At 71.6% G+C, this 24258-nt stretch carries 26 protein-coding genes; 11 read left to right on the forward strand and 15 right to left on the reverse strand.

What is annotated here, in order from left to right; all coding sequences use genetic code 11:
• Positions 1-146 precede the first annotated feature (146 nt).
• Positions 147-1802, reverse strand: a complete 1656-nt coding sequence (dacB, locus tag ACZ43N_RS15130) for a D-alanyl-D-alanine carboxypeptidase/D-alanyl-D-alanine endopeptidase (RefSeq protein ID WP_468097784.1) — start codon at positions 1800-1802, stop codon at positions 147-149.
• Between the two features lie 79 nt (positions 1803-1881).
• Between dacB and ACZ43N_RS15135 the strand changes: the two genes are divergently transcribed.
• Both ACZ43N_RS15135 and ACZ43N_RS15140 read left to right on the forward strand, forming a co-directional pair.
• The gene (locus tag ACZ43N_RS15135) at positions 1882-2373 is read left to right on the forward strand and encodes an inorganic diphosphatase (RefSeq protein ID WP_468098156.1); all 492 of its coding nucleotides are present in this window, start codon (positions 1882-1884) and stop codon (positions 2371-2373) included.
• A 141-nt stretch (positions 2374-2514) separates the two neighbouring features.
• On the forward strand, positions 2515-4233 hold the full coding sequence (locus ACZ43N_RS15140) for a threonine/serine exporter family protein (RefSeq protein WP_468097786.1): 1719 nt from the start codon (positions 2515-2517) through the stop codon (positions 4231-4233).
• A gap of 79 nt (positions 4234-4312) precedes the next feature.
• Here ACZ43N_RS15140 and ACZ43N_RS15145 read toward each other — a convergent pair whose 3' ends face one another.
• Both ACZ43N_RS15145 and ACZ43N_RS15150 read right to left on the reverse strand, forming a co-directional pair.
• On the reverse strand, positions 4313-5266 hold the full coding sequence (locus ACZ43N_RS15145) for a DedA family protein (RefSeq protein ID WP_468097788.1): 954 nt from the start codon (positions 5264-5266) through the stop codon (positions 4313-4315).
• A 153-nt stretch (positions 5267-5419) separates the two neighbouring features.
• Positions 5420-6181, reverse strand: a complete 762-nt coding sequence (locus tag ACZ43N_RS15150) for a MerR family transcriptional regulator (RefSeq protein WP_468097789.1) — start codon at positions 6179-6181, stop codon at positions 5420-5422.
• 92 nt (positions 6182-6273) lie between these two features.
• On the opposite strand from ACZ43N_RS15150, the gene ACZ43N_RS15155 reads away from it, so the two are divergent.
• Complete coding sequence (locus ACZ43N_RS15155; protein ID WP_468097791.1) at positions 6274-7710, forward strand: glutamate decarboxylase; 1437 nt, start codon at positions 6274-6276, stop codon at positions 7708-7710.
• A gap of 62 nt (positions 7711-7772) precedes the next feature.
• On the opposite strand, the gene ACZ43N_RS15160 is transcribed toward ACZ43N_RS15155, so the two are convergent.
• From ACZ43N_RS15160 to ACZ43N_RS15185, 6 genes are all read right to left on the reverse strand, one after another.
• On the reverse strand, positions 7773-8555 hold the full coding sequence (locus ACZ43N_RS15160; RefSeq protein WP_468097793.1) for an ABC transporter permease: 783 nt from the start codon (positions 8553-8555) through the stop codon (positions 7773-7775).
• Positions 8552-9520, reverse strand: coding sequence for an ATP-binding cassette domain-containing protein (locus ACZ43N_RS15165; protein WP_468097795.1), 969 nt, complete (start codon positions 9518-9520; stop codon positions 8552-8554). The genes ACZ43N_RS15160 and ACZ43N_RS15165 overlap by 4 nt, the downstream gene beginning before the upstream one ends.
• A gap of 77 nt (positions 9521-9597) precedes the next feature.
• Positions 9598-10239, reverse strand: a complete 642-nt coding sequence (locus ACZ43N_RS15170) for a PadR family transcriptional regulator (RefSeq protein WP_468097797.1) — start codon at positions 10237-10239, stop codon at positions 9598-9600.
• Positions 10240-10264: 25 nt separating this feature from the next.
• Positions 10265-10813, reverse strand: coding sequence for a DinB family protein (locus ACZ43N_RS15175; protein ID WP_468097799.1), 549 nt, complete (start codon positions 10811-10813; stop codon positions 10265-10267).
• Positions 10814-10949: 136 nt separating this feature from the next.
• Complete coding sequence (locus ACZ43N_RS15180) at positions 10950-12410, reverse strand: aldehyde dehydrogenase family protein (protein WP_468097800.1); 1461 nt, start codon at positions 12408-12410, stop codon at positions 10950-10952.
• Positions 12411-12548: 138 nt separating this feature from the next.
• Positions 12549-13373, reverse strand: a complete 825-nt coding sequence (locus tag ACZ43N_RS15185) for a helix-turn-helix domain-containing protein (protein WP_468097802.1) — start codon at positions 13371-13373, stop codon at positions 12549-12551.
• Positions 13374-13818: 445 nt separating this feature from the next.
• Between ACZ43N_RS15185 and ACZ43N_RS15190 the strand changes: the two genes are divergently transcribed.
• Positions 13819-14313: an ATP-binding protein gene (locus ACZ43N_RS15190; protein WP_468097803.1), complete on the forward strand. Its 495-nt coding sequence runs from the start codon at positions 13819-13821 to the stop codon at positions 14311-14313.
• A gap of 71 nt (positions 14314-14384) precedes the next feature.
• Here the strand turns inward: ACZ43N_RS15190 and ACZ43N_RS15195 are convergent, their stop codons facing one another.
• The 5 genes from ACZ43N_RS15195 to rpmG form a co-directional block, all read right to left on the reverse strand.
• Positions 14385-14651, reverse strand: a complete 267-nt coding sequence (locus tag ACZ43N_RS15195) for a DUF397 domain-containing protein (RefSeq protein WP_468097804.1) — start codon at positions 14649-14651, stop codon at positions 14385-14387.
• 397 nt (positions 14652-15048) lie between these two features.
• Complete coding sequence (gene rpsR / locus ACZ43N_RS15200) at positions 15049-15282, reverse strand: 30S ribosomal protein S18 (RefSeq protein ID WP_468080284.1); 234 nt, start codon at positions 15280-15282, stop codon at positions 15049-15051.
• A 3-nt stretch (positions 15283-15285) separates the two neighbouring features.
• A complete protein-coding gene (locus ACZ43N_RS15205; protein WP_468097806.1) occupies positions 15286-16527 on the reverse strand; it encodes a CobW family GTP-binding protein in 1242 nt (413 codons plus the stop codon).
• Between the two features lie 5 nt (positions 16528-16532).
• Positions 16533-16784, reverse strand: coding sequence for a type B 50S ribosomal protein L31 (locus tag ACZ43N_RS15210; RefSeq protein WP_055520974.1), 252 nt, complete (start codon positions 16782-16784; stop codon positions 16533-16535).
• A gap of 5 nt (positions 16785-16789) precedes the next feature.
• Complete coding sequence (gene rpmG, locus ACZ43N_RS15215; protein WP_052836384.1) at positions 16790-16954, reverse strand: 50S ribosomal protein L33; 165 nt, start codon at positions 16952-16954, stop codon at positions 16790-16792.
• A 62-nt stretch (positions 16955-17016) separates the two neighbouring features.
• Here rpmG and rpmB point away from each other — a divergent pair, with 62 nt between their 5' ends.
• The 4 genes from rpmB (at position 17017) to ACZ43N_RS15235 (ending at position 19055) form a co-directional block, all read left to right on the forward strand.
• Positions 17017-17253, forward strand: a complete 237-nt coding sequence (gene rpmB / locus ACZ43N_RS15220) for a 50S ribosomal protein L28 (RefSeq protein ID WP_468097808.1) — start codon at positions 17017-17019, stop codon at positions 17251-17253.
• A complete protein-coding gene (gene rpsN, locus ACZ43N_RS15225) occupies positions 17253-17558 on the forward strand; it encodes a 30S ribosomal protein S14 (protein WP_468097810.1) in 306 nt (101 codons plus the stop codon). The genes rpmB and rpsN overlap by 1 nt, the downstream gene beginning before the upstream one ends.
• A gap of 207 nt (positions 17559-17765) precedes the next feature.
• Positions 17766-18299 carry a hypothetical protein gene (locus ACZ43N_RS15230; RefSeq protein WP_468097812.1) on the forward strand — a complete coding sequence of 178 codons (534 nt, stop codon included), beginning with the start codon at positions 17766-17768 and terminating at the stop codon, positions 18297-18299.
• A gap of 189 nt (positions 18300-18488) precedes the next feature.
• Positions 18489-19055: a DUF4232 domain-containing protein gene (locus tag ACZ43N_RS15235; protein ID WP_468097814.1), complete on the forward strand. Its 567-nt coding sequence runs from the start codon at positions 18489-18491 to the stop codon at positions 19053-19055.
• Positions 19056-19091: 36 nt separating this feature from the next.
• Here ACZ43N_RS15235 and ACZ43N_RS15240 read toward each other — a convergent pair whose 3' ends face one another.
• A complete protein-coding gene (locus ACZ43N_RS15240; protein WP_468097816.1) occupies positions 19092-20318 on the reverse strand; it encodes a DUF2786 domain-containing protein in 1227 nt (408 codons plus the stop codon).
• Positions 20319-20440: 122 nt separating this feature from the next.
• Between ACZ43N_RS15240 and ACZ43N_RS15245 the strand changes: the two genes are divergently transcribed.
• The 3 genes from ACZ43N_RS15245 (at position 20441) to ACZ43N_RS15255 (ending at position 24227) form a co-directional block, all read left to right on the forward strand.
• Entirely contained in the window at positions 20441-21298 is an 858-nt protein-coding gene (locus ACZ43N_RS15245; protein WP_468097817.1) for an ABC transporter ATP-binding protein, read from the forward strand.
• Positions 21292-23418: an ABC transporter permease gene (locus ACZ43N_RS15250; RefSeq protein WP_468097819.1), complete on the forward strand. Its 2127-nt coding sequence runs from the start codon at positions 21292-21294 to the stop codon at positions 23416-23418. Before ACZ43N_RS15245 ends, ACZ43N_RS15250 begins: the two co-directional genes overlap by 7 nt.
• An 83-nt stretch (positions 23419-23501) precedes the next feature.
• Positions 23502-24227 carry a Clp protease N-terminal domain-containing protein gene (locus ACZ43N_RS15255; protein ID WP_468097820.1) on the forward strand — a complete coding sequence of 242 codons (726 nt, stop codon included), beginning with the start codon at positions 23502-23504 and terminating at the stop codon, positions 24225-24227.
• The last annotated feature ends 31 nt before the right edge of the window (positions 24228-24258 follow it).

The following is a 24258-nucleotide window of genomic DNA, read 5'->3' on the forward strand; positions in this document are numbered from 1 at the left end:
TTGTCAACCGTACGGGAGCGCTGCGGCTTGGGGCAGGCCGCGCGAGGGGCGGGGGTGGTTCTCCGAGTTCGGCGAGTACAGGTGCGTGGGGTTGCCCGCCAGGTTCCCCGCGCCCCTCTCGGGGTCCGCGGCCCTTCGCGGAGGGGTCAGCGGCAGCCGCAGGTCGCCAGGGCCGATGCCGCCGTGTCCAGGGCGGCCTGGGCCGCGTCGCGGTTGGTCGTCTCCGTGGCCATGAAGGCGAAGGTCAGGAGGCGGCCGTCGGCGTCGACGACGGTGCCGGCCAGGGTGTTGACGCCGGTCAGGGTGCCGGTCTTGGCGCGGACGACGCCGGTGCCGGTGGAGTCGGCGGGGTAGCGGGTGCGGAGGGTGCCGGTGAAGCCGGCCACGGGCAGACCGGTGAGTACCGGGCGGAGTTCGGGGTGGGAGGGAGACGCTGCGGCGGCGAGGAGCGAGGTGAGGAGGGCCGGGGTCAGCCGGTCGCCTCGGCTCAGACCGCTGCCGTCGGCGAAGGCGACGTCGCCGAGGGGGAGTTCGAGCTTCTTCAGCTCCTTCTTGATCGCCGCGCCGCCGCCCTCGAAGCTGGCCGGTTCCCCGGTGGCGAGGGCGACCTGGCGGGCCAGGGCCTCGGCGATGTCGTTGTCGCTGTGGGTGAGCATGCGTTCGACCAGGGTGGACAGGGGCGCCGAGGAGACGGAGGCGATCGACTCGGCCTTCCGGGACGCCGTGACGGGTCCCGCGGTGGGGCTCTTCGTCACCTCGACGCCGCGGTCCTCGAGGAGGTCCGCGAAGGCGCGGGTGGCGTCCGCCGCCGGGTCGGGGCTGCGGGCGGCCGTGCCGCTCGTGGAGTCGTTCAGGCGTGCCTCGTCGACCATGAGGGCGGTGACGGGGGCGAGGTTGTCGTCGCGGCCGATGGTGTGGATCTCCGGCCCGTCGTAGAGGGAGGTGTCGTAGGTGAGCGTGATCTCCTTCAGGTGACGCCTGGCCAGAGCGGCGGCCGTCCGGTCGGCGAGGGTGCGCAGGCTCGCGTAGCCGTCGGCGTCCTTGTGGGCCGTCAGGGTGGGGTCGCCGCCGCCGACGAGGACGATCTCGTCGGAGCCCGGCTCCAGGGCGACGCGGGTCTCGATGCGGTGGTCCGGGCCGGCCGCCGAGAGGGCGGCGGCACCTGTGGCGATCTTGGTGGTGGAGGCGGGCGTCAGGGCGCCGTCGGCGCCCTTGCCGTACAGCAGCTCGCCGGTCTTCACGTCGACGACGGCGGCCGCGCGGCGGGGGCCGAGCGCCGGAGCGTCGAGGAGCGGGTCCAGGACGGCGGCGAGGGCGTCGCCGCCGGGTGCGGAGTCCGCGTCGGAGGCGCCGCCGAGGCCGGTCAGGACGGAGGGGGCGCTCGGCGCGGGCTTGGGCGCCCCCTGGGCCGCCCCGGACGACGTACCGGAACTACGTCCGTGATCTGCGCCACCCTCGTGACCGTGCGATGCGGCCCAGTCGCGCTCGGCCGTACGCTGGCCGGTGGAGTCCCAGGGCCCGGCGGCGAAGACGGCGCCGGCCGAGAGCACCAGCCCGAGGGTGGCAGCACCTGCGGTGAGCTGGAGGTTCGTGAGGTTCTTCGCGCTCCCCGCGAGTCGCGAAGAGCGCGCGCCGACGGCGCTCGTGACGCGTACGACACCGGGTTTCACCACCTGTGCGACGCGCGCGGCACCGGGTTTCACGGCGTGCGTCATCCGCACGACCCCCGGTTTCACGGCGCGCGCGACCCGCACCACATGCGGTCTCGCGGCCCGCCAGACCTTCGGCTCGGGCACGACCACCAGCCCCTTTCGCGATCACACACCTGCGTGAGGGACACTTAACCACCAGAACTATGTGTTGATCATGGAGGAGCCACCGGTGGAGTTCGACGTCACGATCGAGATTCCGAAGGGTTCGCGGAACAAGTACGAGGTGGACCACGAGACCGGTCGGATCCGCCTGGACCGTCGGCTCTTCACCTCGACCAGCTACCCGGCCGACTACGGCTTCGTCGAGAACACGCTCGGCGAGGACGGCGACCCGCTGGACGCGCTGGTCATCCTGGAGGAGCCGACCTTCCCCGGCTGCCTCATCAAGTGCCGCGCCATCGGCATGTTCCGGATGACCGACGAGGCCGGCGGCGACGACAAGCTGCTGTGCGTCCCGGCCTCCGACCCGCGCGTGGAGCACCTGCGTGACATCCACCACGTCTCGGAGTTCGACCGCCTGGAGATCCAGCACTTCTTCGAGGTCTACAAGGACCTGGAGCCCGGCAAGTCCGTCGAGGGCGCCGACTGGGTCGGCCGCGCCGACGCCGAGGCCGAGGTCGAGAAGTCGTACAAGCGCTTCAAGGAGCAGGGCGGTCACTGACCTCCCGGCGTTGCAGGCCGTTGAACCGAACGGGCCGCGTGTCCCCTTGCGGGACGCGTGGCCCGTTCGCGTAGCGGTGTCCGGCGCCGCGCATACTGAGGCGTACGGGAGCTGTCGTACAGGGAGCGCCGCGGAGTGGGAGTGACGGGACGCGAGGACCGCAAGCCGGTGTCGGACGAGGTGGGCAGCACCTTTGCCGCCGTGAGAGCGGCGGGGCAGGCGGGTCCGGTTCCGGCGATCGACGGCGAGTCGTCGGTGACGTCCGAGTTCGCGATTCCCGCCGGGCTGGACGTGCCGCCGGCCGCCGTGGAGCCGGAGTCGCAGACGACCTCGGAGTTCGCCCTCCCGCGGGGGCTCACGCCGCCCGAGCCGGTGGCCGGGGAGCAGGAGGGGTCGGCGTTCAGCACGCCGCGGACGTACCGGGCGAAGCACGCGCCGCCCGCGTTCACACCGGCCACCGGAATACCGGCGGTCAGCCTGACCAAGGACGCGCCGTGGCAGGACCGGATGCGGACGATGCTGCGGATGCCGGTGGCGGAGCGGCCCGCGCCGGAGCCGGTGCGGGCGGAGGGCGAGTCGGGGCCCGCCGTGCCGCGGGTGCTCGACCTGACGCTGCGTATCGGGGAGCTGCTGCTCGCGGGCGGTGAGGGCGCGGAGGACGTGGAGGCGGCGATGTTCGCGGTCTGCCGGTCCTACGGGCTGGACCGCTGCGAGCCGACGGTGACCTTCACCCAGCTGTCGGTGACCCATCAGCCCTCACTCGTGGACGACCCGGTCACCGCCTCGCGGATCGTACGGCGTCGGGCCACCGACTACACGCGGCTCGCGGCCGTCTTCCGGCTGGTGGACGATCTCAGCGACCCGGAGAACGTGATCTCGCTGGAGGAGGCGTACCGGCGGCTCGCGGAGATACGACGCAACCGGCACCCTTACCCCGGCTGGGTGCTGACGGCCTCCAGCGGGCTGCTGGCGGGCGCCGCGTCCACGCTGGTCGGCGGTGGCGTCGTCGTGTTCGTGGCAGCCGCGCTGGGGGCCATGCTGGGCGACCGGCTGGCGTGGGTGTGCTCGGGGCGAGGGCTGCCGGAGTTCTACCAGTTCCTGGTGGCGGCGATGCCCCCGGCCGCGATCGGGGTGACGCTGACCGTGGCCCACGTGGACGTGGAGGCCGCCGCCGTCATCACCGGTGGGCTCTTCGCCCTGCTGCCCGGGCGGGCGCTCGTCGCGGGCGTCCAGGACGGGCTGACCGGTTTCTACATCACCGCCTCCGCCCGGCTGCTGGAGGTCATGTACCTCTTCGTGGGCATCGTGGTGGGCGTGCTGCTCGTCCTGTACTTCGGGGTGAGCCTGGGGGCCCAGCTGAACCCGGACGCGGAGCTGAGCACCGCCGAGCGGCCCGTGGTGCAGCTCGTCGCGTCGATGCTGCTGTCGCTGACCTTCGCGGTCCTGCTCCAGCAGGAACGATCCACCGTGCTGGCGGTGACCCTCAACGGGGGCGTGGCCTGGTCGGTGTACGGGGCGATGCACTACGCGGGCGGCATCTCGCCGGTCGCGTCCACGGCGGTGGCCGCGGGGGTCGTGGGGCTGTTCGGGCAGTTGCTGTCCCGGTACCGGTTCGCGTCGGCACTCCCCTACACGACGGCGGCGATCGGACCGTTGCTGCCCGGCTCGGCGACGTACTTCGGGCTGCTGGCGTTCGCGCAGAACGACGTGGACGCGGGGCTCGTGTCCCTGACCAAGGCGGCGGCGCTGGCCATGGCGATCGCCATCGGCGTGAACCTGGGGTCGGAGCTGTTCCGGCTGTTCCTGCCGGGGGCGGCACGGGCGGGCCGCAAGGCCGCGAAGAGGACCAGGGGATTCTGAGCGCCCGGCGGCTCGGGGCAGGGCGCGAGAACACCGGCGCCCCCGAGGTGCGGGGGCGCCGGTGCCGGAGTGGAGTGCGTCAGTACTGCGGGTAGTTCTGGCCCTGGTAGCCCTGGTTCTGGTCATGGGGGTACTGGTTGCCCTGGGGGTACTGCGGGGCGTACGGCTGCTGTGGAGGCTGCTGGTAGCCGTAGTCCTGGTGGCCGCCGTTGCCGTAATCCTGGTTCGGATAGCCCTGGTGGCCCTGCTGCCCTTGGTAACCCTGGCTGTCGTAGCCCTGGTTCCGGTCGTACTGCTGCTGGTGCGGGGCCTGCTGGGGGTGGGACTGGTTCTGGTCGGCGGAGGGGACACGGCGGAGCTGGGTCGTCGCGTCGTCCATGACCGGGGCGGCCGGGGGCTGTTCGGTCCGGTTCTTCTTCGCCTTACGGGCCTTCAGCAGCTCGATGATGATCGGAAGCACCGAGACGAGGACGATGAGGATCAGCATCGCCTCGATGTTCTTGCGGACGAAGTCGATCTGGCCGAGCCAGGAGCCGAGGAGGGTGACGCCCGCTCCCCACAGGATGCCGCCGACGACGTTGAAGATGAGGAACGTGCGGTACTTCATGCCGCTGACGCCGGCGATGATCGGCGTGAAGGTGCGCACGATCGGCACGAAGCGGGCCAGGATCAGGGACTTCGGGCCGTGCTTCTCGAAGAACTCGTGGGCCTTGGTGACGTTCTCCTGCTTGAACAGGCGGGAGTCCGGCCGTTTGAAGAGGGCGGGGCCCACCTTCTTGCCGAACATGTACCCTGCCTGGTCGCCCAGGACGGCCGCGGCGCAGATCAGCACGATGGCCAGCCACAGCGGGAAGTCCAGCGTCTTGGCGGTGATCAGCATGCCGGCGGTGAACAGCAGCGAGTCACCCGGCAGGAAGAAGCCGATGAGGAGGCCCGACTCGGCGAACACGATCACGAGCAGGCCCCAGATGCCGAACGAGTCGAGCAGGTAATCGGGGTCCAGCCAGCTCGGTCCGAGGGCGATCGTCGTCACGGTTCCGGGCTCCTGGGGGATGAGAGACAAGATGGACCTGTGGGTGGGGACCCATAGGGGGGTGACCAAAGCTATCAACGCATGGTCACCCCCCTGGGTTCCACTCGCTCGTCCAGGGTGCCCCCGCGCCCGCCCTGGGACCAATCTGTGTGGTCAGGGGCGCGGACGGGCGGCGTTGGCCACGATCGCGTCCCGCAGGTAGGCGGCGAGCCCCGGCCGGATCTTCTCGTACGTCGCGGTGAAGCGGGGGTCGGCGACGTACATCTCGCCCAGGCCGGTGTGCATCTCGTGCGAGCAGTCGTAGTAGGTGCCCGAGATGAAGCGGCGGTGCTCCTCGGCCGTGTCCATGGCCGCCTCGGAATCGGCCGGGACGCCCTCGGCCATCAGATCGGCCATACGGCGGTGGATCGCGTCGAACTCCTCGGTGGCGCGCTTCCAGTCCTCCTTGGTGTACGAGGCCGTCCGGCGCTGCGACTGGCGGTAGGCGTCGGTGCCGCCCCAGCGCTCCTCGACCTCGTCCTCGTACTGGTCCGGATCGAAGTCCCCGAAGACCTCGAACCTCTCCTCCGGCGTGAGGTTGATTCCCATCTTCCGTGCCTCCATGGCGTGCTCCACGGCCGCGGCCATCTTCTGGAGCCTCTCGATCCGGGCGGTCAGCAGCTCGTGCTGGCGGCGCAGGTGGGCCCGCGGGTCCGCGTCCGGGTCGTCGAGCAGGGCCGCGACCTCGTCGATGGGGAAGCCGAGCTCCCGGTAGAACAGGATCTGCTGGAGCCGGTCGAGGTCGGCGTCACTGTAACGGCGGTGCCCCGCATGGGTGCGTGCACTCGGTACGAGCAGGCCGATCTCGTCGTAGTGGTGCAGCGTGCGCACCGTGATCCCGGCGAATCCCGAGACCTGTCCCACGGTGTGGCTCATGCTCCCCTCCTCCCTTCCGGGTACGCCGTCCAGACTGGGTCCTCACGTCGCGTGAGGTGCAAGCCCCCCGTACCGGACCTACCGTCGAAGACATGCCACTGCACCGATGGGACCCCACGGCCCCGGACGCCCGGCGGGACGACGGCGACCGGCGGCGGATCGCCATGAACCCCTTCTACGGCGCGGCCGACCCGGTCGCAGGTATGGCCGAGGCCCCGCCCAGACACCGGCTGCCGGACGGCCCGCTGACACCCTCCACGGCGTATCAGCTGGTCCACGACGAGCTCATGCTGGACGGCAACGCGCGGCTGAACCTGGCCACCTTCGTCACCACCTGGATGGAGCCGCAGGCCGGCGTCCTGATGGGTGAGTGCCGGGACAAGAACATGATCGACAAGGACGAGTACCCGCGCACGGCCGAGTTGGAGCGGCGCTGTGTGGCGATGCTCGCCGATCTGTGGCACGCGCCGGACCCGGCCACGGCCGTCGGCTGCTCGACCACCGGATCCAGCGAGGCGTGCATGCTCGCCGGGATGGCGCTCAAACGGCGGTGGGCGCAGCGCAACGCCGACCGGTACCCCTCGGCGGACGCGCGGCCCAATCTGGTCATGGGCGTCAATGTGCAGGTCTGCTGGGAGAAGTTCTGCAACTTCTGGGAGGTGGAGGCCCGGCAGGTGCCCATGGAGGGCGAACGGTTCCATCTCGATCCGGCCGCGGCCGCCGCGCTGTGCGACGAGAACACCATCGGGGTGGTGGGCATCCTCGGGTCGACCTTCGACGGGTCCTACGAGCCGATCGCGGAGCTGTGCTCGGCGCTCGACGAGCTGCAGGAGCGCACGGGCCTTGACGTGCCCGTGCATGTCGACGGGGCGTCAGGCGCGATGGTCGCGCCGTTCCTCGACGAGGACCTGGTGTGGGACTTCCGGCTGCCGAGGGTGGCCTCGATCAACACGTCCGGGCACAAGTACGGGCTGGTGTATCCCGGGGTGGGCTGGGCGCTGTGGCGGTCGCCCGCCGAGCTGCCCGAGGAGCTGGTGTTCCGGGTGAACTACCTGGGCGGCGACATGCCGACCTTCGCGCTGAACTTCTCCCGGCCGGGCGCCCAGGTCGTCGCGCAGTACTACACCTTCCTGCGGCTGGGCCGTGAGGGGTTCCGGGCGGTGCAGCAGTCCACCCGGGACGTCGCCACCGGGCTCGCCGAACAGGTGGCCGCCCTCGGTGACTTCCGGCTGCTCACCCGGGGCGACGAGTTGCCGGTGTTCGCCTTCACCACCACCGACGACGTCACGGCGTACGACGTGTTCGACGTGGCGCGGCGGCTGAGCGAGCGGGGCTGGCTGGTGCCCGCGTACACCTTCCCGGAGAACCGGCAGGACCTGTCCGTGCTGCGGGTGGTGTGCCGCAACGGGTTCTCCTCCGATCTCGCCGAGATGTTCGTGGAGGATCTGGGGCGGCTGCTGCCCGAACTGCGCAAGCAGCCGCACCCGTTCACCCGCGACAAGGCCGCCGCGACCGGCTTCCACCACTAGGGCCGGTCGTTCGGATCACGCCTGGGCCGCGGGGGGTCGCCGGTTCCGGTTCCGGCCCCGGGCTATTCGCTCAGGCGTGCGAACCGCCGTACCGCCAGGGTGCAGAAGACGGCGGTCAGGGCCAGGGACCAGGCCACGGCGAGGAGGCCGGCGTGGCCGGCGGCCCAGGACGTGGCGGTGACGCCCGCGTCGTTGCCGAACAGGTCGCGGACCGCCGTGGCGGTCGCCGAGAGCGGGTTCCACTCGACGACGGTGCCCAGCCACGACGGCATGGTCTCCGGGGTGGCGAAGGCGTTGGAGAGGAAGCCGACGGGCCAGACCAGGATCTGCACGGCCTGCACCATCTCCGGCTTCCCGGCGACCATCGCGAGGTGGATGCCGATCCACAGCATGGCGAAGCGGAAAAGCAGCAGCAGTCCCACGGCCGCGAGGAAGGCCCCGGCGCCACCGTGCGCGCGCCAGCCGAGCGCGTATCCGACGCCGAGCATCACGGCGAGGTTCAGCGCGGACTGGAGCATGTCGGCGGTCGCGCGGCCCACGAGTACCGCGCCGCTCGCCATCGGCATGGACCGGAAGCGGTCGATGACGCCCTTGTTGAGGTCCTGAGTGACGGCGATCATGGTCCCTTCGAGCCCGAACGCCATGGTCAGCGCGAGCATGCCGGGGACCAGGTAGGGGATGTAGTCGCCCTCGACACCGCGGCCGCCGCCGAAGAGGTAGCCGAACATCAGCAGCATCATGACGGGGAACACCAGGGCGACCAGGGCCTGGACCGGCCGCCGCGCCCAGTGGGCGAGTTCACGGCGGGTCATGGTCCAGGAATCGGTGAGCGCGTACGTGGTCACACGGCCTCCTTCACTCGGTGGTGCGCGGTCCGGCCGTCCCCGGTGAGGTGCAGGAACACCTCGTCCAGCGTCGGCCGGCGCAGGGCGATGTCCTCGGCCTCGATCCCGGCGTCCTCCAGGGCCCGTAGGACGCCGGCCAGGGCCGTCATGCGGTCGGTGACCGGGGCGCTGAGGCGGCGGCGGTCGGCGTCCACCGAGATGCCGCCCTGCGGGACCGGCAACAGGGCCACGGCGGCGCCGAGTTGGCCGGCGTCGCGCAGGACGACGTCGATGCGGTCGCCGCCGGTCAGGCGTTTCAGCTCGTCGGCCGTGCCGTCGGCGACGACACGGCCGCCGTCCACGACCGAGATGCGGTCGGCGAGCTGGTCGGCCTCCTCCAGGTACTGGGTGGTGAGCAGGACCGTCGTCCCGCCGCCGACGAGGGAACGGACGGAGTCCCACACCTCGGCCCGGCCGCGCGGGTCGAGGCCGGTGGTCGGTTCGTCGAGGAAGAGCACCTCCGGTTCGGCGATCAGGGACGCGGCGAGGTCGAGGCGGCGCCGCATACCGCCGCTGTACTGCTTGACCGGCTTGCGGCCGGCGCCGGTGAGCGCGAAGCGTTCCAGGAGTTCGTCGGCGCGTACGCGCGCTGGGCGGGCGCCCAGGTGGTGGAGGCGGCCGAACATCTCCAGGTTCTGCCGGCCGCCGAGTTCCTCGTCGAGCGCCGCGTGCTGGCCGAGCAGGCCGATGCGGAAGCGCACCTCGCGCGCGCGTGCCACCACGTCGTGCCCGGCCACCCGGATGCGGCCCGCGTCGGGGCGCAGCAGCGTGGCCAGGATGCGGACCAGGGTCGTCTTGCCCGCGCCGTTGGGCCCGAGCACTGCCTGCACCGTGCCGGAGGCGACCGTGAGGTCGAGCCCGTCCAGTGCCTTCCTGCCGCCGTACGCCTTGTGTGCGCCTTCGACGGTGATCGCCGTGTCGGCCACTGATCCCCACTCCCTCACTAGTCAAGCTTGACTACACGGCCAGAGTAAGGCGGCGCCCGAGCATTGGTCAAACTTGATTAGTGGATGTCCTCCGGATGCCGCTCCCCCGTCGCGTACGGGTTCTCCTGGCCCTCGCCCAGCACGCCGACGAAGGGTTCGCCCTCGCCCGCGAAGATGTAGGCGCCACCGCGGATGCGCTCGATGAGACCTCGGGTCCACTCGGCGCCGGCGTCGGCGGAGTGGACCCAGAAGTTCATGATCTCGCCGATGTGGCCGAGCTGGGCGGGGCCGTCCTCGGGTGTGTAGTGGTCGGTGACGGCGACGCGCCACTGCTGGATCGTCCGCACCCGCTCCTCCAGGAGTCCGAGCACCTCCTCGCGGTCGAGGTCGACCATGAAGCCGAGCGCCGCGGAGAGTACGTCCGGCTTCTGGTCGTGGGCGAGGAGGGACTCGCGCACCAGGCTGAGGTACTCCGCGGTGCCCTTCTCCGTGATCTCGTACTCGGTTCGGGGCGGGCCGCCGGCGGTGGAGGGAGCGATCTCGTGCGCGTGCAGCAGTCCCTGTTTCGCCATCTGCTTCAGGGCGTGGTAGATCGAGCCGGGCTTGGCGTTGGACCACTCGTGCGCGCCCCAGTACTCCAGGTCGTTGCGCACCTGGTAGCCATGGGCCCGCCCGTGCTGGCGCACCGCGCCCAGCACGAGAAGACGGATCGCTGACATGGGCCCAGCGTAGGACCACGCGGGGTCACCCCCAGCTGCCGCCCTGCTCCTTGGCCACCAGCTCGAACGCGGTCGCGCCGTCCAGTGACTCCCGGATGATGTCGGCGTGTCCGGCGTGCCGGGCCGTCTCGCGGATCAGGTGCAGACACAGCCAGCGCATCGAGAGCGTCTCGTCCTGCGGGTGCCAGGGCGTCTTCGGCAGCTCGAAGGTGTCGTCCAGGCTGGGCACCGCGCGGATGAACGCCTCCGTCTCGGCGGCCACCTTCTCGTAGTAGGCGAGCTGCTGCTCGACCGTCTCGTCGCCGACGAGGGTGAAGCACTCGTGCCAGTTCGACTCGTCCCGGTGCACCGCCGCGGGCTCGCCCTTGGCCCGGGCGATCCAGCCCTGCTCCACCTCGGCGACGTGCTTGAGCAGTCCGGCGAGGGACAGCTCGCTGGCGCTCGGCCTGCTGCCGGCCTGTTCGTCGGTCAGTCCGAGCAGCGCGCGCCGCAGACCGCCGCGCTGTTCCGCCAGGAAGGCCAGCAGCGCCCCTCGCTCGTCGCCCTTGGCCTCAGCCTGTACGTGCGTGACCATGACCGGCCGCCTTTCGTCGGGTCCGGGCTCCGGTGAGCCCCTCTGACACCTACGAAGCTACGGGCCCTTGCGGACAGCTTCGGTCCGCAAGGGCAGGATCGGCAGGAAAAGCCGATGAACGATCAGCCGGACCGCGTCAGAACGGGAAGCGGCTGCGTCCGTGCTGGATCGAGATCCACTTCTGGGTGGTGAAGGCCTCCACCGTGGTCTCACCGCCCAGGCGGCCGAGTCCGGAGTGCTTCTCGCCGCCGAAGGGGACGATCGGCTCGTCGTGGACGGTGCCGTCGTTGACGTGGAACATCCCCGTGTCGATCCGCTGGGCGAAGCGCACGCCCCGCTCGACGTCCCCGGTGTGAACGGCGCCGCTGAGGCCGTACGGGGTGTCGTTGACGATGCGGACGGCCTCCTCCTCGCCGTCGAAGGGGATGAGGAAGGCGATGGGGCCGAAGATCTCCTGTTGGAGGAGGGGGGAGCCGGCGGGGAGGTCGGTGAGGACGGTCGGTTCGACCAGATTGTCGGTGGTGGCGCCGCGGACCAGCGCCGTGGCGCCCTGGGCGATCGCCTGGTCGACGACGGAGGCCAGGGAGTCGGCCTGCGAGGAGTTGATGACCGGGCCGATGACCGTGCCGGGGTCGCGCGGGTCGCCGGTCTTCAGCGACTTCACCTTCGCCACGAACTTCTCGGTGAACTCGGCCTGGACCGAACGGTCCACCAGGACGCGGTTCGCCGCCATGCAGACCTGGCCCTGGTGCACATAGCGCGAGAAGACCGCCGCGTCGACCGCGTAGTCGACGTCCGCGTCGTCCAGGACCACCAGGGCGCTGTTGCCGCCCAGTTCGAGGACCACGCGCTTGAAGTGCGAGGCGGCGACGGTGGCGACATGGCGGCCGACCTTGTCGGAGCCGGTGAAGGAGATGACCTTGGGGATCGGGTGCTCGATGAAGGCGTCGCCAATCTCGGCGATATCGGTGACGACCACGTTCAGCAGCCCGGCCGGCAGGCCCGCCTCCTCGAAGATCTTCGCCACCAGGGTGCCGCCGGTGACCGGGGTGTCCTGGTGCGGCTTCAGCACCACGCCGTTGCCGAGGGCGAGCGCCGGGGCGACCGACTTGAGGGAGAGCAGGAACGGGAAGTTGAAGGGGCTGATCACACCCACCACGCCGACCGGCACGCGGTAGAGGCGGTTCTCCTTGCCGTCGACCGGTGAGGGAATGATCCTGCCCTCCGGACGCAGCGCCAGCTGAATCGATTCGCGCAGGAACTCCTTGGCGAGATGCAGCTCGAAGCCCGCGGTGAGGCGCGTCCCGCCGAGCTCGGCGGTGATCACCTCGGCGATGTCCTGCTCGCGCTCCTCGACGACCCGCAGGGCCTTCTCGAACACGGCGCGACGGGCGTAGGCGCTGGCCTCGGCCCACTCCCGTTGGGCGGCCCGCGCGGCCCGGTAGGCCTCGTCCACCTCGTCGACCGTGGCAATCGTGACCGACGCGAGTTTTTCGCCGTCGTACGGGTTGAAGTCGATGATGTCCCAGAAACCTGTGCCCGGGCGCCACTCACCACCGATGTACTGCTGAGCCAGATCGGTGAAGTAGGACGACATGTGATCCCTCAATCCCTTGCGGCCGGGGCGGACACCCGTACGCACAACAGCGCACGACGATGTGATCACGCGTCATCGTACGTCTGTGCACAAGGAGTTGAGAGTGGATCCCGCAGACTCACGGGGGACCCACCGGCCTCAGGACAGCTGGAGCAGCCCCCGCAGCAGGTCGCGGCTCTCCGCCGGCGACGGGCTGTCGTTCTGGAGCTGTTTCATCGCCCGCTCGTACTGGGCGACGTCCTCCCGCTTGTCCAGGTACAGGGCGCTGGTGAGCTGTTCGAGGTAGACGACGTCCGAGAGGTCGGTCTCGGGGAAGCTGAGGACGGTGAAGGCGCCGCTCTCGCCGGAGTGGCCGCCGAAGCTGAACGGCATGACCTGGAGGCATACGTTCGGGCGCTCGGAGATCTCGATGAGGTGCTGGAGCTGACCGCGCATCACCTCACGGTCGCCGTAGGGGCGGCGCAGCGCGGCCTCGTCGAGGACGACGTGGAACTCGGGGGCCCGCTCGGAGACCAGGTACTTCTGGCGTTCCATGCGGACGGCCACCCGCTTGTCGATCTCGGCGTCGCTCGCGTCCTTCATCCCGCGGGCGACGACCGCGTGGGCGTAGGCCTCGGTCTGCAACAGGCCGTGGACGAACTGCACTTCGTAGGAGCGGATGAGGTGGGCGGCGGCTTCCAGCCCGACGTAGGTGGGGAACCAGCTGGGCAGGACGTCCGAGTAGCTGTGCCACCAGCCGGCGACGTTCGCCTCCTTGGCGAGGGAGAGCAGGGAGGTGCGCTCGGCCTCGTCGGTGACGCCGTAGAGGGTCAACAGGTCCTCCACGTCACGGGTCTTGAAGCTCACCCGGCCGAGCTCCATGCGGCTGATCTTCGACTCGGAGGCACGGATCGAGTACCCGGCCTTCTCCCGGGTGATCCCCTGCGACTCGCGCAGCCGCCTGAGATGCGAGCCCAGCAGCATCCGCCTCACCACCGACCCGCTCGATTCACCGGCGCCCACGTTCGTCCAGCCTCCCCAACTTCTTCAAGGGCCGCAGTCTGCCACTAAACCACTCCGATCCGCACTCGTCCGGTTACAGAAATGGAAAGTCTTCAACTCCTGGGACGGGTGGGGCTACGAGCGGCCGGAGCACCCACGACTCGACGGACGACCGAAGAGGACGTGGAGACTTGGTGGAGGTCACCGGAAACGGCCGGTAAGTCGCCAGTCGACGCCGGGTATCGGGGAAGAAGGTGACAGAAGAAATATCCAGGAACCGGCATCGCGGGGTCCATTTCGGACGCGTGCACGTGCATCTGCCCTTGCATCTGCCGTACGCATCGGAAACCATGGTCCCGCGCCACCGCTGCATCGCTACGACCGCGAACACCCGGGAGTGCCTCGCATGGGGACGAATGGATCGACCATGCTCGAACCCTTACGGCAGGGACTTCCGCCCCTCGATCCCGCGACCGTGTCCAGCGCCGCCTCCTGCGCGCTTCCGCCGCGCTACGAAGCGGTGCGCGAGGCCCGGCGGTTCACGCGGGGCACCCTCGACCAGTGGCACATGGGCGAGCGGTTCGACGACATCTGTCTCGTGGTCTCGGAACTCGTCACCAACGCCCTGCGACACGGCCTGCCCTCGGCCGAAGGACACCCCCTCGGCCAGGACCCTCCCGTACGTCTGCATCTGATGCGCTGGACGGAGCGGCTGGTGTGCGCCGTACGTGACCCCAGCCACGACAGCCCCGTCGCACGCGACTCGGACGACTTCTCGGCGGAGTCGGGGCGCGGACTGTTCCTGGTCGACTCCTTCGCGGACAGCTGGGGCTGGCACCCGCTGGCCGGCACGCTCCACGGCAAGGTGGTGTGGGCGCTGTTCCGCGTGCCTCAGACAGATGGCGCCGCCCCGGACCACTAAGAACCGCGGCGCGCTTCCACGTCGCGGTTCTACGCGTGTCACATCGCCGACAGACCGCCCGTGAGCAGGCGTTACCGGACCAGGTGGTCGAACTCGCCGTCCTTCACACCCAACAGCATCGCCTCGATCTCGGCGCGGGTGTAGACGAGCGCGGGCCCGTCCGGGAACCGGGAGTTGCGCACCGCCACGTCGCCGCCGGGCAGCCGCGCGAACTCCACGCAGTTCCCCTGCGAGTTGCTGTGCCGGCTCTTCTGCCAGGCCACCGCATGGAGCTCGGCCAGCTCCGTCGCGGCCATGCCGTTGTACACGTCATCCACGCCGTACACGTCGTGGTCCACAGGTCGCTCCCCGGGGTGGTGCAGTGGTGCGCTCGATGCGCATTGGCACTGGTGTGGACAGTGTTGCAGTAGGCAACTGCCCCGGATCATAGCTTCGTTCACGTGCCACTGCATGAGCGGATGCATTCGCGCATGCACGGTCAGATGCACGTGCACGTGAGGTCGTGCCACGGTTACAGCACACCGGGGGCACTTGAGAGACGTGTCCCGGGGCGTTCCTGTTCCCTGTCGCACGTCACGTCTTCACTTCTCCGTACGTGGCGCGGCTCCCGGAGGTTCACGGGGCAGGACGACGGCAGGATTACCGATCACGCGGATTGGCGCAAAAAGAGCGGCCCCCGGCGAGGTGGTGGGGTCCTCGCCGGGGGCCGGGTGGGGGGTGGTCAGCGGGATGCGCTCACCGTGAGGAGTACGGCAGCAGCGCCATCTCTCGGGCGTTCTTGATCGCGCGGGCCAGCTGTCGCTGCTGCTGGGCGGTGACACGGGTGACCCGGCGGCTGCGGATCTTGCCGCGGTCGGAGATGAACCGGCGCAGCAGGTCGGTGTCCTTGTAGTCGATGTAGGTGATCCCGGCCTGGTCCAGCGGATTGGGGCGGGACTTGGCGGGCTTCCGCTCGGGCTTGCGGGCCATGGGTCAGACCTCCAGGAAGGTGTCGAAGGGGCGCGGCAGCCGTTCCCAGGCTTCGCGCCCAGCGGCGTACTCGGCATCGGTGAGCAGGCAGGACTCCAGCAGCCGTTCGAGTCCGTCGCGGTCCAGGCCCGGCGAGGTGAAGACCAGGTGCTGGCAGCGGTCGCCGTGCTCCGGGTGCCAGTCGAGCGCGGCAGCGGCGCGGCGGACCGGGGGCACCATGTCCCAGGCCGCATCCGGCAGAGAGGCGAGCCAGGGGCCGGCCGACTCCACGCACAGGGCGCCGCCCGCGGCGTCCCAGTGCAGCAGGGTGTCCGGGCGCTCGGCCAGCCAGAACCTGCCACGGCTGCGGGCGGCCGCGCAGCAGAGGTCCTCCAGGGCGTTGTACAGCCGCTCCGGATGGAAGGGGCGGTGGCGGCGCCAGACGAGGGTGGTGACGCCGTGCTCGTCGGCGTCGGTGGGAAGCAGGGCGCAGGCGGGGTGCTGGGCCGCGGCGGCGGCCTCGACGTCGAAGCCTGCGAACGCTGCCGCGAGCAGGGCCGGGGAGCACCGTGGGGCGCGCCGGGAGCCGCCGGGTGCCGGTGCGTCCTGGCTGGTCGCGCAGTTCCCCGCACCCCTCTCAGGGCCTGCGGCTCCTTCGAAGACTCCGTCCCGTTCCCCGATGAGCACCCGCCGGGCCGTCGGGTGGAGTTGGGCCAGGAGTGCGCGGTCCTCGTCGTCCGCCTCCTCGGAGTCGAGTACGGCGAGGACGGGGGCGTACTCCAGCTGGCGGGCGAAGGTGTCGGCGACGGTGCGTTCGTCGGTCGGGGCGGCGGCCAGGCCGGCCTCGGCGAGGTCGTCGCCGTTGCCGAGACAGGGCAGCAGGAGGGCGGGATCGACCGCTGTGATCACCGAGGTCAGCCGCAGCCCGCTCGCCGCGACGACCTCGGCCATGGCCTTGGGCTCGACCGAGTCCCACAGTTCGACCACCGCGAGGCGGGTGAGGCCCGCCTCGGCGAGGCGCTCCAGTTCGGGGACGAGGTCCTCGCGCAGCGCGCAGCAGGCGCAGTCGTTGACGAGCGGAGTCTCGCCGGTGGAGACGAGCCCCGCAGCGTCCCGGACCGTCCGCAGGACGGTGCCGTCGACGGCGGTGGACAGGTCGTGGTGCAGCGCGACGCTGCCCGGGACCCCGGCGAGCAGCGCCTCGACGGCGGCCCGCCGGGCGTCGGCGTGGAGCCCGCCGACGATCGCGACAGACAGCTGGGTCACGTCGGTCAGCCCCGCTTCTTCCCGTATCGCTTCTCGAACTTCTCCACGCGACCCGCCGTGTCCAGCACGCGCGCGGTGCCCGTGTAGAAGGGGTGGCTGACGTTCGAGATCTCGACGTCGACCACCGGGTACGTGTGGCCGTCCTCCCACTCGATCGTCTTCTCGCTCGTCATCGTCGAGCGGGTGAGGAAGGCGTGGTTCGCGGCGCGGTCCCGGAAGACGACGGGCCCGTACGAGGGGTGGATGTCCTTCTTCATCGTGGTCAGCGCTCCTCTCGGAAGTCGACGTGACGGCCCGCCATCGGGTCGTACTTGCGCAGCGTCAGCCGGTCCGGGTCGTTCCGGCGGTTCTTGCGAGTGACGTACGTGTAGCCCGTGCCGGCCGTGGACCGGAGCTTGATGACCGGGCGCAGTTCGTTGCGTGCCATGCTGGTATCTTACTGAAAATGAATTCCATTTACACCAGCCAGCAGAGAGAGGTGCATCACCCTTGTCCGCCCACTGCATGCTGACCGGCGCCCAGCCCGGCTTCGGCAACCGCATCTCGCACTCCCACCGGCGCACGTCCCGCCGCTTCGACCCGAACATCCAGTCCAAGCGGTACTGGCTGCCGAGCGAGAACCGGTACGTACGGCTCCGGCTGAGCACGAAGGGGATCAAGACCGTGGACGTCATCGGCGTGGAGGCGGCCGTCGCGCGGATCCGTGCGCGGGGGGTGCGGGTCTGATGGCGAAGAAGAGCAAGATCGCGAAGAACGCCAAGCGGCAGGAGATCGTCGCCCGGTACGCCGCGCGGCGCGCCGAACTGAAGGAGGTCATCCGGCGGCCTTCCTCCACGGACGCCGAACGGATCGCGGCGCAGCGCGAGTTGGCCCGGCAGCCGCGCGACGCGAGCGCGACTCGCGTCCGCAACCGGGACAGTGTGGACGGCAGGCCGCGCGGATACTTCCGGGCGTTCGGACTGTCCCGGGTGAGCCTGCGGGAGCAGGCGCACGCCGGGTATCTGCCGGGGGTGCGCAAGTCGTCCTGGTGAGGGGCGGGTACGTGCGGCTGTGCGGCAGGGTGTTCCCGTCGGTCCGGGTGAGGCGGTGGGCCGCCGGGTTCCGGGGTGGACGGCCGCGTCGTCATCAGGGATTCGCGAGGGTCTGACGGTTCCCGGCGCACTGTCGCCGAGGGGCTCCTGGTAGCTTGCCGCTGTCGCCGCGGCGACCGGATCCGGCCATACCTTGGGGAGACCTCAGTGACTACGGCGACGACGGCAAGGACCGTGACCAGGGCCCGCCGGGGCCTGCGTGCCGGGGCCGCGGCCGCCGGGCTGGCGGCCGCGCTCCTGCTGTCCGGGTGCAGCAGCGACGACGGCCACTCCGCGGCGAAGGAGCCGAAGACCGGCGGGACGGCGACGGACACGGCCGACGGCGGCACCGACTCCGGCGGCTCCACCGGCGGCGACGCGAAGCTCCAGGGCAACTGGCTCGCCACGACGGGCAGCAAGCCGGTCGCCCTGTTCGTGAACGGCGACGAGGCCGCGCTGTTCGTCGTCGGCGGCACGGTGTGCAGCGGCAAGGTCTCCGACGAGGCGAACATGCAGATGATCGAGCTCAAGTGCACCAGCGGCAGCAAGGACCGCACCTCGGCCATGGTCGACTCCGTGAACTCCAGGTCCCTCACGGTCACGTGGGAGGGCGAGGTCGGCGAGGAGACCTTCCGGAAGACCGAGGGCGTGTTTCCCTCGGGGCTGCCGACGGATCTGCCCACGGCGGCCTCGGGATCCTGAACGCGGCGCGGGCGGGCCCGGATCGCCCGCCCGGCATCAACTCCCCTGCGCCGGCGGCGGGATCGTACGGGTCCGGCTCCGAGTCATCGGATCATGTGACGTACGGGCCGTGGAACCCCCGGGTTCCACGGCCCGTCGTACCTTCACACCAGCACCGGCTGCGACAGCCACGAACCTCACGGGAACTCCATGCGTACCGCTCCGACCGCCCTCGCCGCCGCGCTCCTCGCGGCTCTCACACTGACCGCCTGCGGCGGGGACGACGGGGGCGACACCGACGACGGGGGCGAGACCGCCGCCACCGCCACCGCCACCAGCGGCGGGAAGGGATCCGCGTGCGTCGCCGCCAAGGCCGCATTCGAGGTGGGGCCGAGCAGTGCCGCGCCGGCCGCCGGCGACGAGGGCGCCGTGCCGGTCACCGTCACCAACAAGAGCGGCGCCCCCTGCACCGTGAAGGGCCTCGCCCACGTCGAACTGGTCGCCGACGGGAAGTCCTGGCCGCTCGCACCGCAGGAGGGCGCAGCCAAGGACGCCGAACTCACCCTCGCCGAGGGCCAGTCGGTGACCTTCACCATCTCGTACGTGCGCGGGATCGCCGGTGACGCGCAGAAGAGCGCCGACGTGGAGAAGCTGAGCTTCAGCCTCCCGGGCGAGAAGAAGGCCAACACCTACGACTGGCCGGACGCCGAGATCGCGATCCAGCCTGGCGGCACGCTGGACGCGTCGGTGGGACCGTTCACGCCGGTGGGTGACTGAGCGGCAGCCGGCACCCAGCGGGTCGCCCTGTCACGTTCATGACGGCAGCCGGGGCCGGGCCCTGACCTGGGCGCGGTCGGCGGCCTCGGCGCCCTGCTGCCAGCCGACGGCGTCGCTGACGCCTCTCACCCGGGTGGCGACGGTGTCCGGGAACATCCGGGTGAAACGGTCGCGGACCGCGACGCCGCGGGCGGCGAGCACAGGCAACAGGTCCTGTTCCGGGGTGCCGTCGCCCTCGGTCCGTGCGACCTGGGCCTCGGCGGCAGCCGCCAGCCGGTCGCCTATCCGGTGGGCGTAGGCGGCCAGGAACGACTGCCGGAAGGTCTTGGTCCGTTTGCGGCCGCCCTTGCGCTGGACCGCCTCCGCCTTCGTCATCGCGGTGGTGGCCTGGACGAGGAGCGAGGTGTAGAGCAGCTCGACCGACTCCAGGTCCGCCTCGAATCCGACGACCGTGGAGAAGCCGAGGGCCTCGTTCCACACGGCCTCGCAGCGGTTCGCACGGGCGACCGCGTCGAGGAGTACGGCCTTGGCGGTCTCGTACGGGGGGTCCACCCCGATCCGGCAGGCGCCGGGCGCGTCCTTCGCGTGCGTACGGGCCGCCAGCAGCGCCTCGTCGATGCTGTGCCGCGCCATCAGCTCCTGCGCCTTCCCGCTGAGCGCCTCCGCCTCCTCGGGGAAGCCGGTGGCCTCCGCCTTGGCGAGGAGGGCCCGGATACGGGTGAGCATCCGGGACTCGGGCTGGTGGGACGGGTGCGCACCGGTGTCCCTGGGGCGGTCCAGGGGTTCGAGGGTGGGCAGCCGCAGGAGCAGGCGGTACAGCTCCAGGGCGGTGGTGGCCCGGGAGAAGCGGTCGCCGCCGGGCCCGCTCTCGGAGGCGGGTCCGGATTCGGCGAGGACTCTGGCCTCGTCGAGCTGGGCGGCCCAGCGGGGGCTCGGGGGCTGCCGTCGTCCGCCGCCGGGCGGCTGCCCGGCCCGTCCGCTCCGCGGCTCGTCCTCCCGCCCCTGCTCGTGCTCGTCGACGACGAGGCGCGCGGCCAGTCGTACGTGGGCGTCCTCCAGCTCGCGCCGGACCAGGCGTACGACGTCGGCGGGCTGCCAGCCGCGTCGCCAGGCGCCGGCGACGAACTCCCGGCCGCGCCGGGCCACCTCCGCGTCGGTCGCCGGGTCGGCGGCGAGCAGGGAGGCGCCGGTGTCGAGGGCGGCGTCGGTGTCGGCGTAGAGGGCCGCCTCGAAGGCGCGGTCCACCGTGCTGGTCGTACTCACGTGTTCGATCGTGTCATGGCGTGGGCGGGGCGACGGCGGAGCCGGCGGGTAGGGCCGGCCCTACCCCGGGACGCCCTCCAGTGGTCGTGTGCGGGCGGACCGCTGACGGTTCGCTTGAGGGCATGACCAGGACAACGAGAACGGGCACGTCGAAGGCGCCGGGTGCCGGGGAATCGGCGGCCGTGCGGGTGCGGGGGCTGCGGCGGGCGTACGGGGATGTCGTCGCCCTGGACGGGGTGGATCTGGACTTCGCCGCGGGGACCTTCACGGCGGTGATGGGGCCCTCCGGGTCGGGGAAGTCGACGTTGCTGCAGTGTGCGGCGGGACTGGACCGGCCGTCGGGCGGGACGGTGCGGGTCGACGGGATCGAGCTGGGCGGGCTGGGCGAGCGGCGGCTGACGCTGTTGCGGCGGGACCGGATCGGGTTCGTCTTCCAGTCCTTCAACCTGCTTCCCTCACTGACCGCCGCCCAGAACGTCGCCCTTCCGCTGCGGCTCGCCGGGCGGCGGCCGTCGCGGGGCGCGGTGCGTGCGGCGCTCGACCGGGTGGGGCTCGGTGAGCGGGCCGGGCACCGCCCGGCCGAGCTGTCCGGCGGGCAGCAGCAGCGGGTGGCGTTGGCGCGGGCGCTGATCACCCGCCCCGCGGTGCTGTTCGGCGACGAGCCGACGGGTGCGCTCGACACCACGACCAGCCGTGAGGTGCTCGGGCTGCTGCGCGAGCTGGTGGACCGGGAGGGTCAGACCACGGTCATGGTCACGCACGATCCGGTGGCGGCGTCGTGCGCGGACCGGGTGGTGTTCCTCGTCGACGGGCGGGTGAGCGGGGAGCTGGCCGGACCGTCCGCGGAGACGGTCGCGGCGCACATGGCGGGGCTGGAGCGGGGTGCCGGGGCCGGTGGGACGGCCGGGGCGCGCGGATCCGCCGGGTCGGCCGGTGGGGCTGAGGTGCCGCGCGGGATCGTGGGGAGGCCGTCGTGCTGAGTGCGGCGTCACTGCGGGCGCGGTGGACCGCGCTGCTGGGGTCGTTGGTGGCCGTGGCGCTGGGCGTGGGGGTGGTGACGGTGATGGGGCTGGGGGTCGCCGCGACCCTGGATCCGCCCGTGCGCGAGCCCGAGCGGTTCGCCTCCTCCCCCGTGGTGGTGGCGGGCGTCGACACGCTCACTGTCGAGGTGCGGCGGGGGTCCGGTACCGCGCGGGTGTCGAAGAAGCTGGCGTATCCACACCCTGTGTACGACGGACTGCTCGCCGACCTCCGGGAACTGGGGCCGGTGCGGACGGACGGCACGGCGGCGCGGGACGCCGTCGGGGTGGACGCGCCCGTCGCGGACGTACGGGCCGTCGTCGGTGATCGGGCCCGGGTGCTGACCGGGGACGACCGGCGGCGGGTCGACCCGTCGTACGAGCGGGACGCGGAGGCGCTGGTCGCCGTCAGCGCGCTGCTGGGCACGGCCGCCGGGGTCACCGCCTTCGTGTCGGTGTTCGTGACGGCGTCGACCTTCGCCTTCGTCGTGGCGCTGCGCAGACGGGAGTTCGGGCTGCTGCGGATGGCGGGCGCGACGCCGGGGCAGGTGCGTCGGCTGGTGCTCGGCGAGGCGCTGGCGGTGGGGGTCACGGCGTCGGCGGCCGGGTGCGCGCTGGGGACGTGGGGCGCGCCCCTGCTGATCCGGGAGCTGGTGACGGGCGGAGTGGCGCCGACCTGGCTCGCGCTGCCGGAGTCGGTCGTGTGGCCGTACCACGTCGCCTTCTGGACGGGGGTGTCGGTGGCGTTCTCGGGGGCGTGGGTCGCCGCGCGGCGGGCCGGACGGATCGGCCCCGTGGAGGCGTTGCGGGAGGCGTCCGTGGACACGGCCGTGCTGCCGCGGTCGCGCCGGGTGATCGGCTGGGCCCTGCTGGCGGCCGGACTGGGCCTGCTGGTCTGGAAGGCGGGCACGGACCCGGCGGAGCTGCTGAAGCGGAAGACCTACACCACCCAGCCGATGCTGCTGATCACCGCGGTCTCGGCGCTCGCGCCGCTGTTCGTCCGCCCGCTCGTGCGGCTGGTGGGCGCGGCGCTGCCCGGCGCCGTCGGTCTGCTGGTCCGCGAGAACGCGGCCACGTCCGTGCGGCGCACCGCCGCGGTCGCGGCACCGGTGCTGGTGACGGTGGCGCTGGCGGGCTCGCTGCTGGGGGCCTCCGCGACGGTGGCCGGGGCGAAGGCGGCCGAGGCGGCGTCCCGGACGCGGGCGGACTTCGTGGTGACGGGCACGGCGGGCGAGCTGGACGGCTGGGGCAGACGAAGCGGGCAGGACGGGCCGGGTGGAGCCGGTGCGGCGGCCCGGGCGCGGGGGATGGCCGTGCCGGGCGCGTCGGCCGTGTCGGCGTCGGCCTCCACCGCCGTGTACGTGACGGAGGAGGGCACCGCCCTCGTACGGTCCGACGCGCGGGCGGTGACGGATGTGGCGGCGTTCGCGGCGGTGTCGCGGCTGCCGGTGGTCGCCGGCGACGTACGGGACCTCGACGACCGTTCCATCGTCGTGAACGAGGAGTGGGAGCGCCCCGAGGTGGGCCGGTCGCTGCGTGTCCGGCTCGGCGACGGGCGTCCCGTACGACTGCGGATCGTGGCGGTGCTCGCGCGCGGGACCGGCGACAACGGGGCTTACGTCACCGCCGCGAACGCGGGTGGCGCCGGGGTGGACCGGGTCGAGATCCGGGTCCGGGCCGGCGCGGACCGGGCGGCGGTCGGGGCAGCCCTGCGGGAGTCTCGGACCGGAGGGCGGGTGTGGTCCGCCGGCGAGTGGCTGGAGGCCAACCGGCCGAAGAGCGGGACCCGGACCCGGCTCGGGCACTTCGTGGTGCTGGGGATCGCCCTCGTGTACGCGGGGATCTCGCTGGCCGGGACGCTGCTGATGGCCACGTCGGCGCGGGGGGCCGAGCTGCGGTCGTTGCGGCTGGCGGGGGCCACGCGGGGGCAGGTCCGGGTCGTGGTGGCGGGCGAGGCCCTGGTCGCGATGGCGGTGGGGGCTGTTCTCGGGGCGGCGGTCTCCTCGGTCAACCTGGCGGGTCTGGTGGGGGCGTTGGGGATGCTCGGGGCGCCGCTGGGAATCGGGCCGGGCGCCCGTTAGGACGGCGGACGAGGAAGGCCGGGCGACGAAGGGGGTGTCAACTTCGAGTTGACACCCCCCTCCTGTCAACTTAAGGTTGACACATGACGACGAACCCACGAGTCACGGCTTCCGTGCGTCTCGACGACCTCATCGAAGCCATCAAGAAGGTGCACCCGGAACCGCTCGACCAGCTCCAGGACGCGGTGATCGCCGCGGACCACCTCGGTGACGTGGCCGACCATCTGATCGGCCACTTCGTGGACCAGGCACGGCGTTCCGGCGCCTCCTGGACGGAGATCGGCAAGAGCATGGGGGTGACCCGGCAGGCGGCGCAGAAGCGGTTCGTGCCGAAGGCCGAGGCCGACCTCGACCCGAACGCGGGGTTCGCCCGCTACACGCCGCGGGCCCGCAACACGGTCATGGCCGCGCACAGCGAGGCCAAGGCCGCCGGTAACCCCGAGGGCCTGCCCGCCCACCTCGTCCTCGGGCTCCTCGCCGAGCCGGAGGGGCTCGCGGCCAAGGCGATCGTCGCGCAGGGGGTCTCGCCCGAGGCGGTGCGGGAGGCGGCAGAGGCCGTCCTGCCGCCGGCCGCGGACGAGGTGCCCGAGCTGATCCCGTACGGCTCCGACGCCAAGAAGGTCCTCGAACTCACCTTCCGAGAGGCGCTCCGGCTCGGCCACAACTACGTCGGCACCGAGCACATCCTGCTCGCCCTCCTGGAGTTCGAGAACGGCGAGGGAGTACTGAGCGGTCTGGGCGTCACCAAGGCGGCGACGGAGGAGGACGTGGCGCGAGCGCTGCGGGCGGTGACGGACGGGCAGGAGTAGGGGGCCGTTTCCGGGGGGGTGGTGGCTGGTC

Source organism: Streptomyces sp. NPDC030814 (assembly GCF_055572155.1).

Coding starts and splice junctions, on each gene's coding strand:
- ACZ43N_RS15180 (WP_468097800.1), bottom strand. CDS start 12,410: ATGTCGTCCTACTTCACCGATCTGGCTCAGCAGTACATCGGTGGTGAG.
- ACZ43N_RS15175 (WP_468097799.1), bottom strand. CDS start 10,813: ATGGTCACGCACGTACAGGCTGAGGCCAAGGGCGACGAGCGAGGGGCG.
- ACZ43N_RS15235 (WP_468097814.1), top strand. CDS start 18,489: ATGCGTACCGCTCCGACCGCCCTCGCCGCCGCGCTCCTCGCGGCTCTC.
- ACZ43N_RS15185 (WP_468097802.1), bottom strand. CDS start 13,373: ATGCTGCTGGGCTCGCATCTCAGGCGGCTGCGCGAGTCGCAGGGGATC.
- rpmG (WP_052836384.1), bottom strand. CDS start 16,954: ATGGCACGCAACGAACTGCGCCCGGTCATCAAGCTCCGGTCCACGGCC.
- ACZ43N_RS15170 (WP_468097797.1), bottom strand. CDS start 10,239: ATGTCAGCGATCCGTCTTCTCGTGCTGGGCGCGGTGCGCCAGCACGGG.
- rpsN (WP_468097810.1), top strand. CDS start 17,253: ATGGCGAAGAAGAGCAAGATCGCGAAGAACGCCAAGCGGCAGGAGATC.
- ACZ43N_RS15210 (WP_055520974.1), bottom strand. CDS start 16,784: ATGAAGAAGGACATCCACCCCTCGTACGGGCCCGTCGTCTTCCGGGAC.
- ACZ43N_RS15150 (WP_468097789.1), bottom strand. CDS start 6,181: ATGAGCCACACCGTGGGACAGGTCTCGGGATTCGCCGGGATCACGGTG.
- ACZ43N_RS15255 (WP_468097820.1), top strand. CDS start 23,502: ATGACGACGAACCCACGAGTCACGGCTTCCGTGCGTCTCGACGACCTC.
- ACZ43N_RS15245 (WP_468097817.1), top strand. CDS start 20,441: ATGACCAGGACAACGAGAACGGGCACGTCGAAGGCGCCGGGTGCCGGG.
- ACZ43N_RS15155 (WP_468097791.1), top strand. CDS start 6,274: ATGCCACTGCACCGATGGGACCCCACGGCCCCGGACGCCCGGCGGGAC.
- ACZ43N_RS15190 (WP_468097803.1), top strand. CDS start 13,819: ATGCTCGAACCCTTACGGCAGGGACTTCCGCCCCTCGATCCCGCGACC.
- rpsR (WP_468080284.1), bottom strand. CDS start 15,282: ATGGCCCGCAAGCCCGAGCGGAAGCCCGCCAAGTCCCGCCCCAATCCG.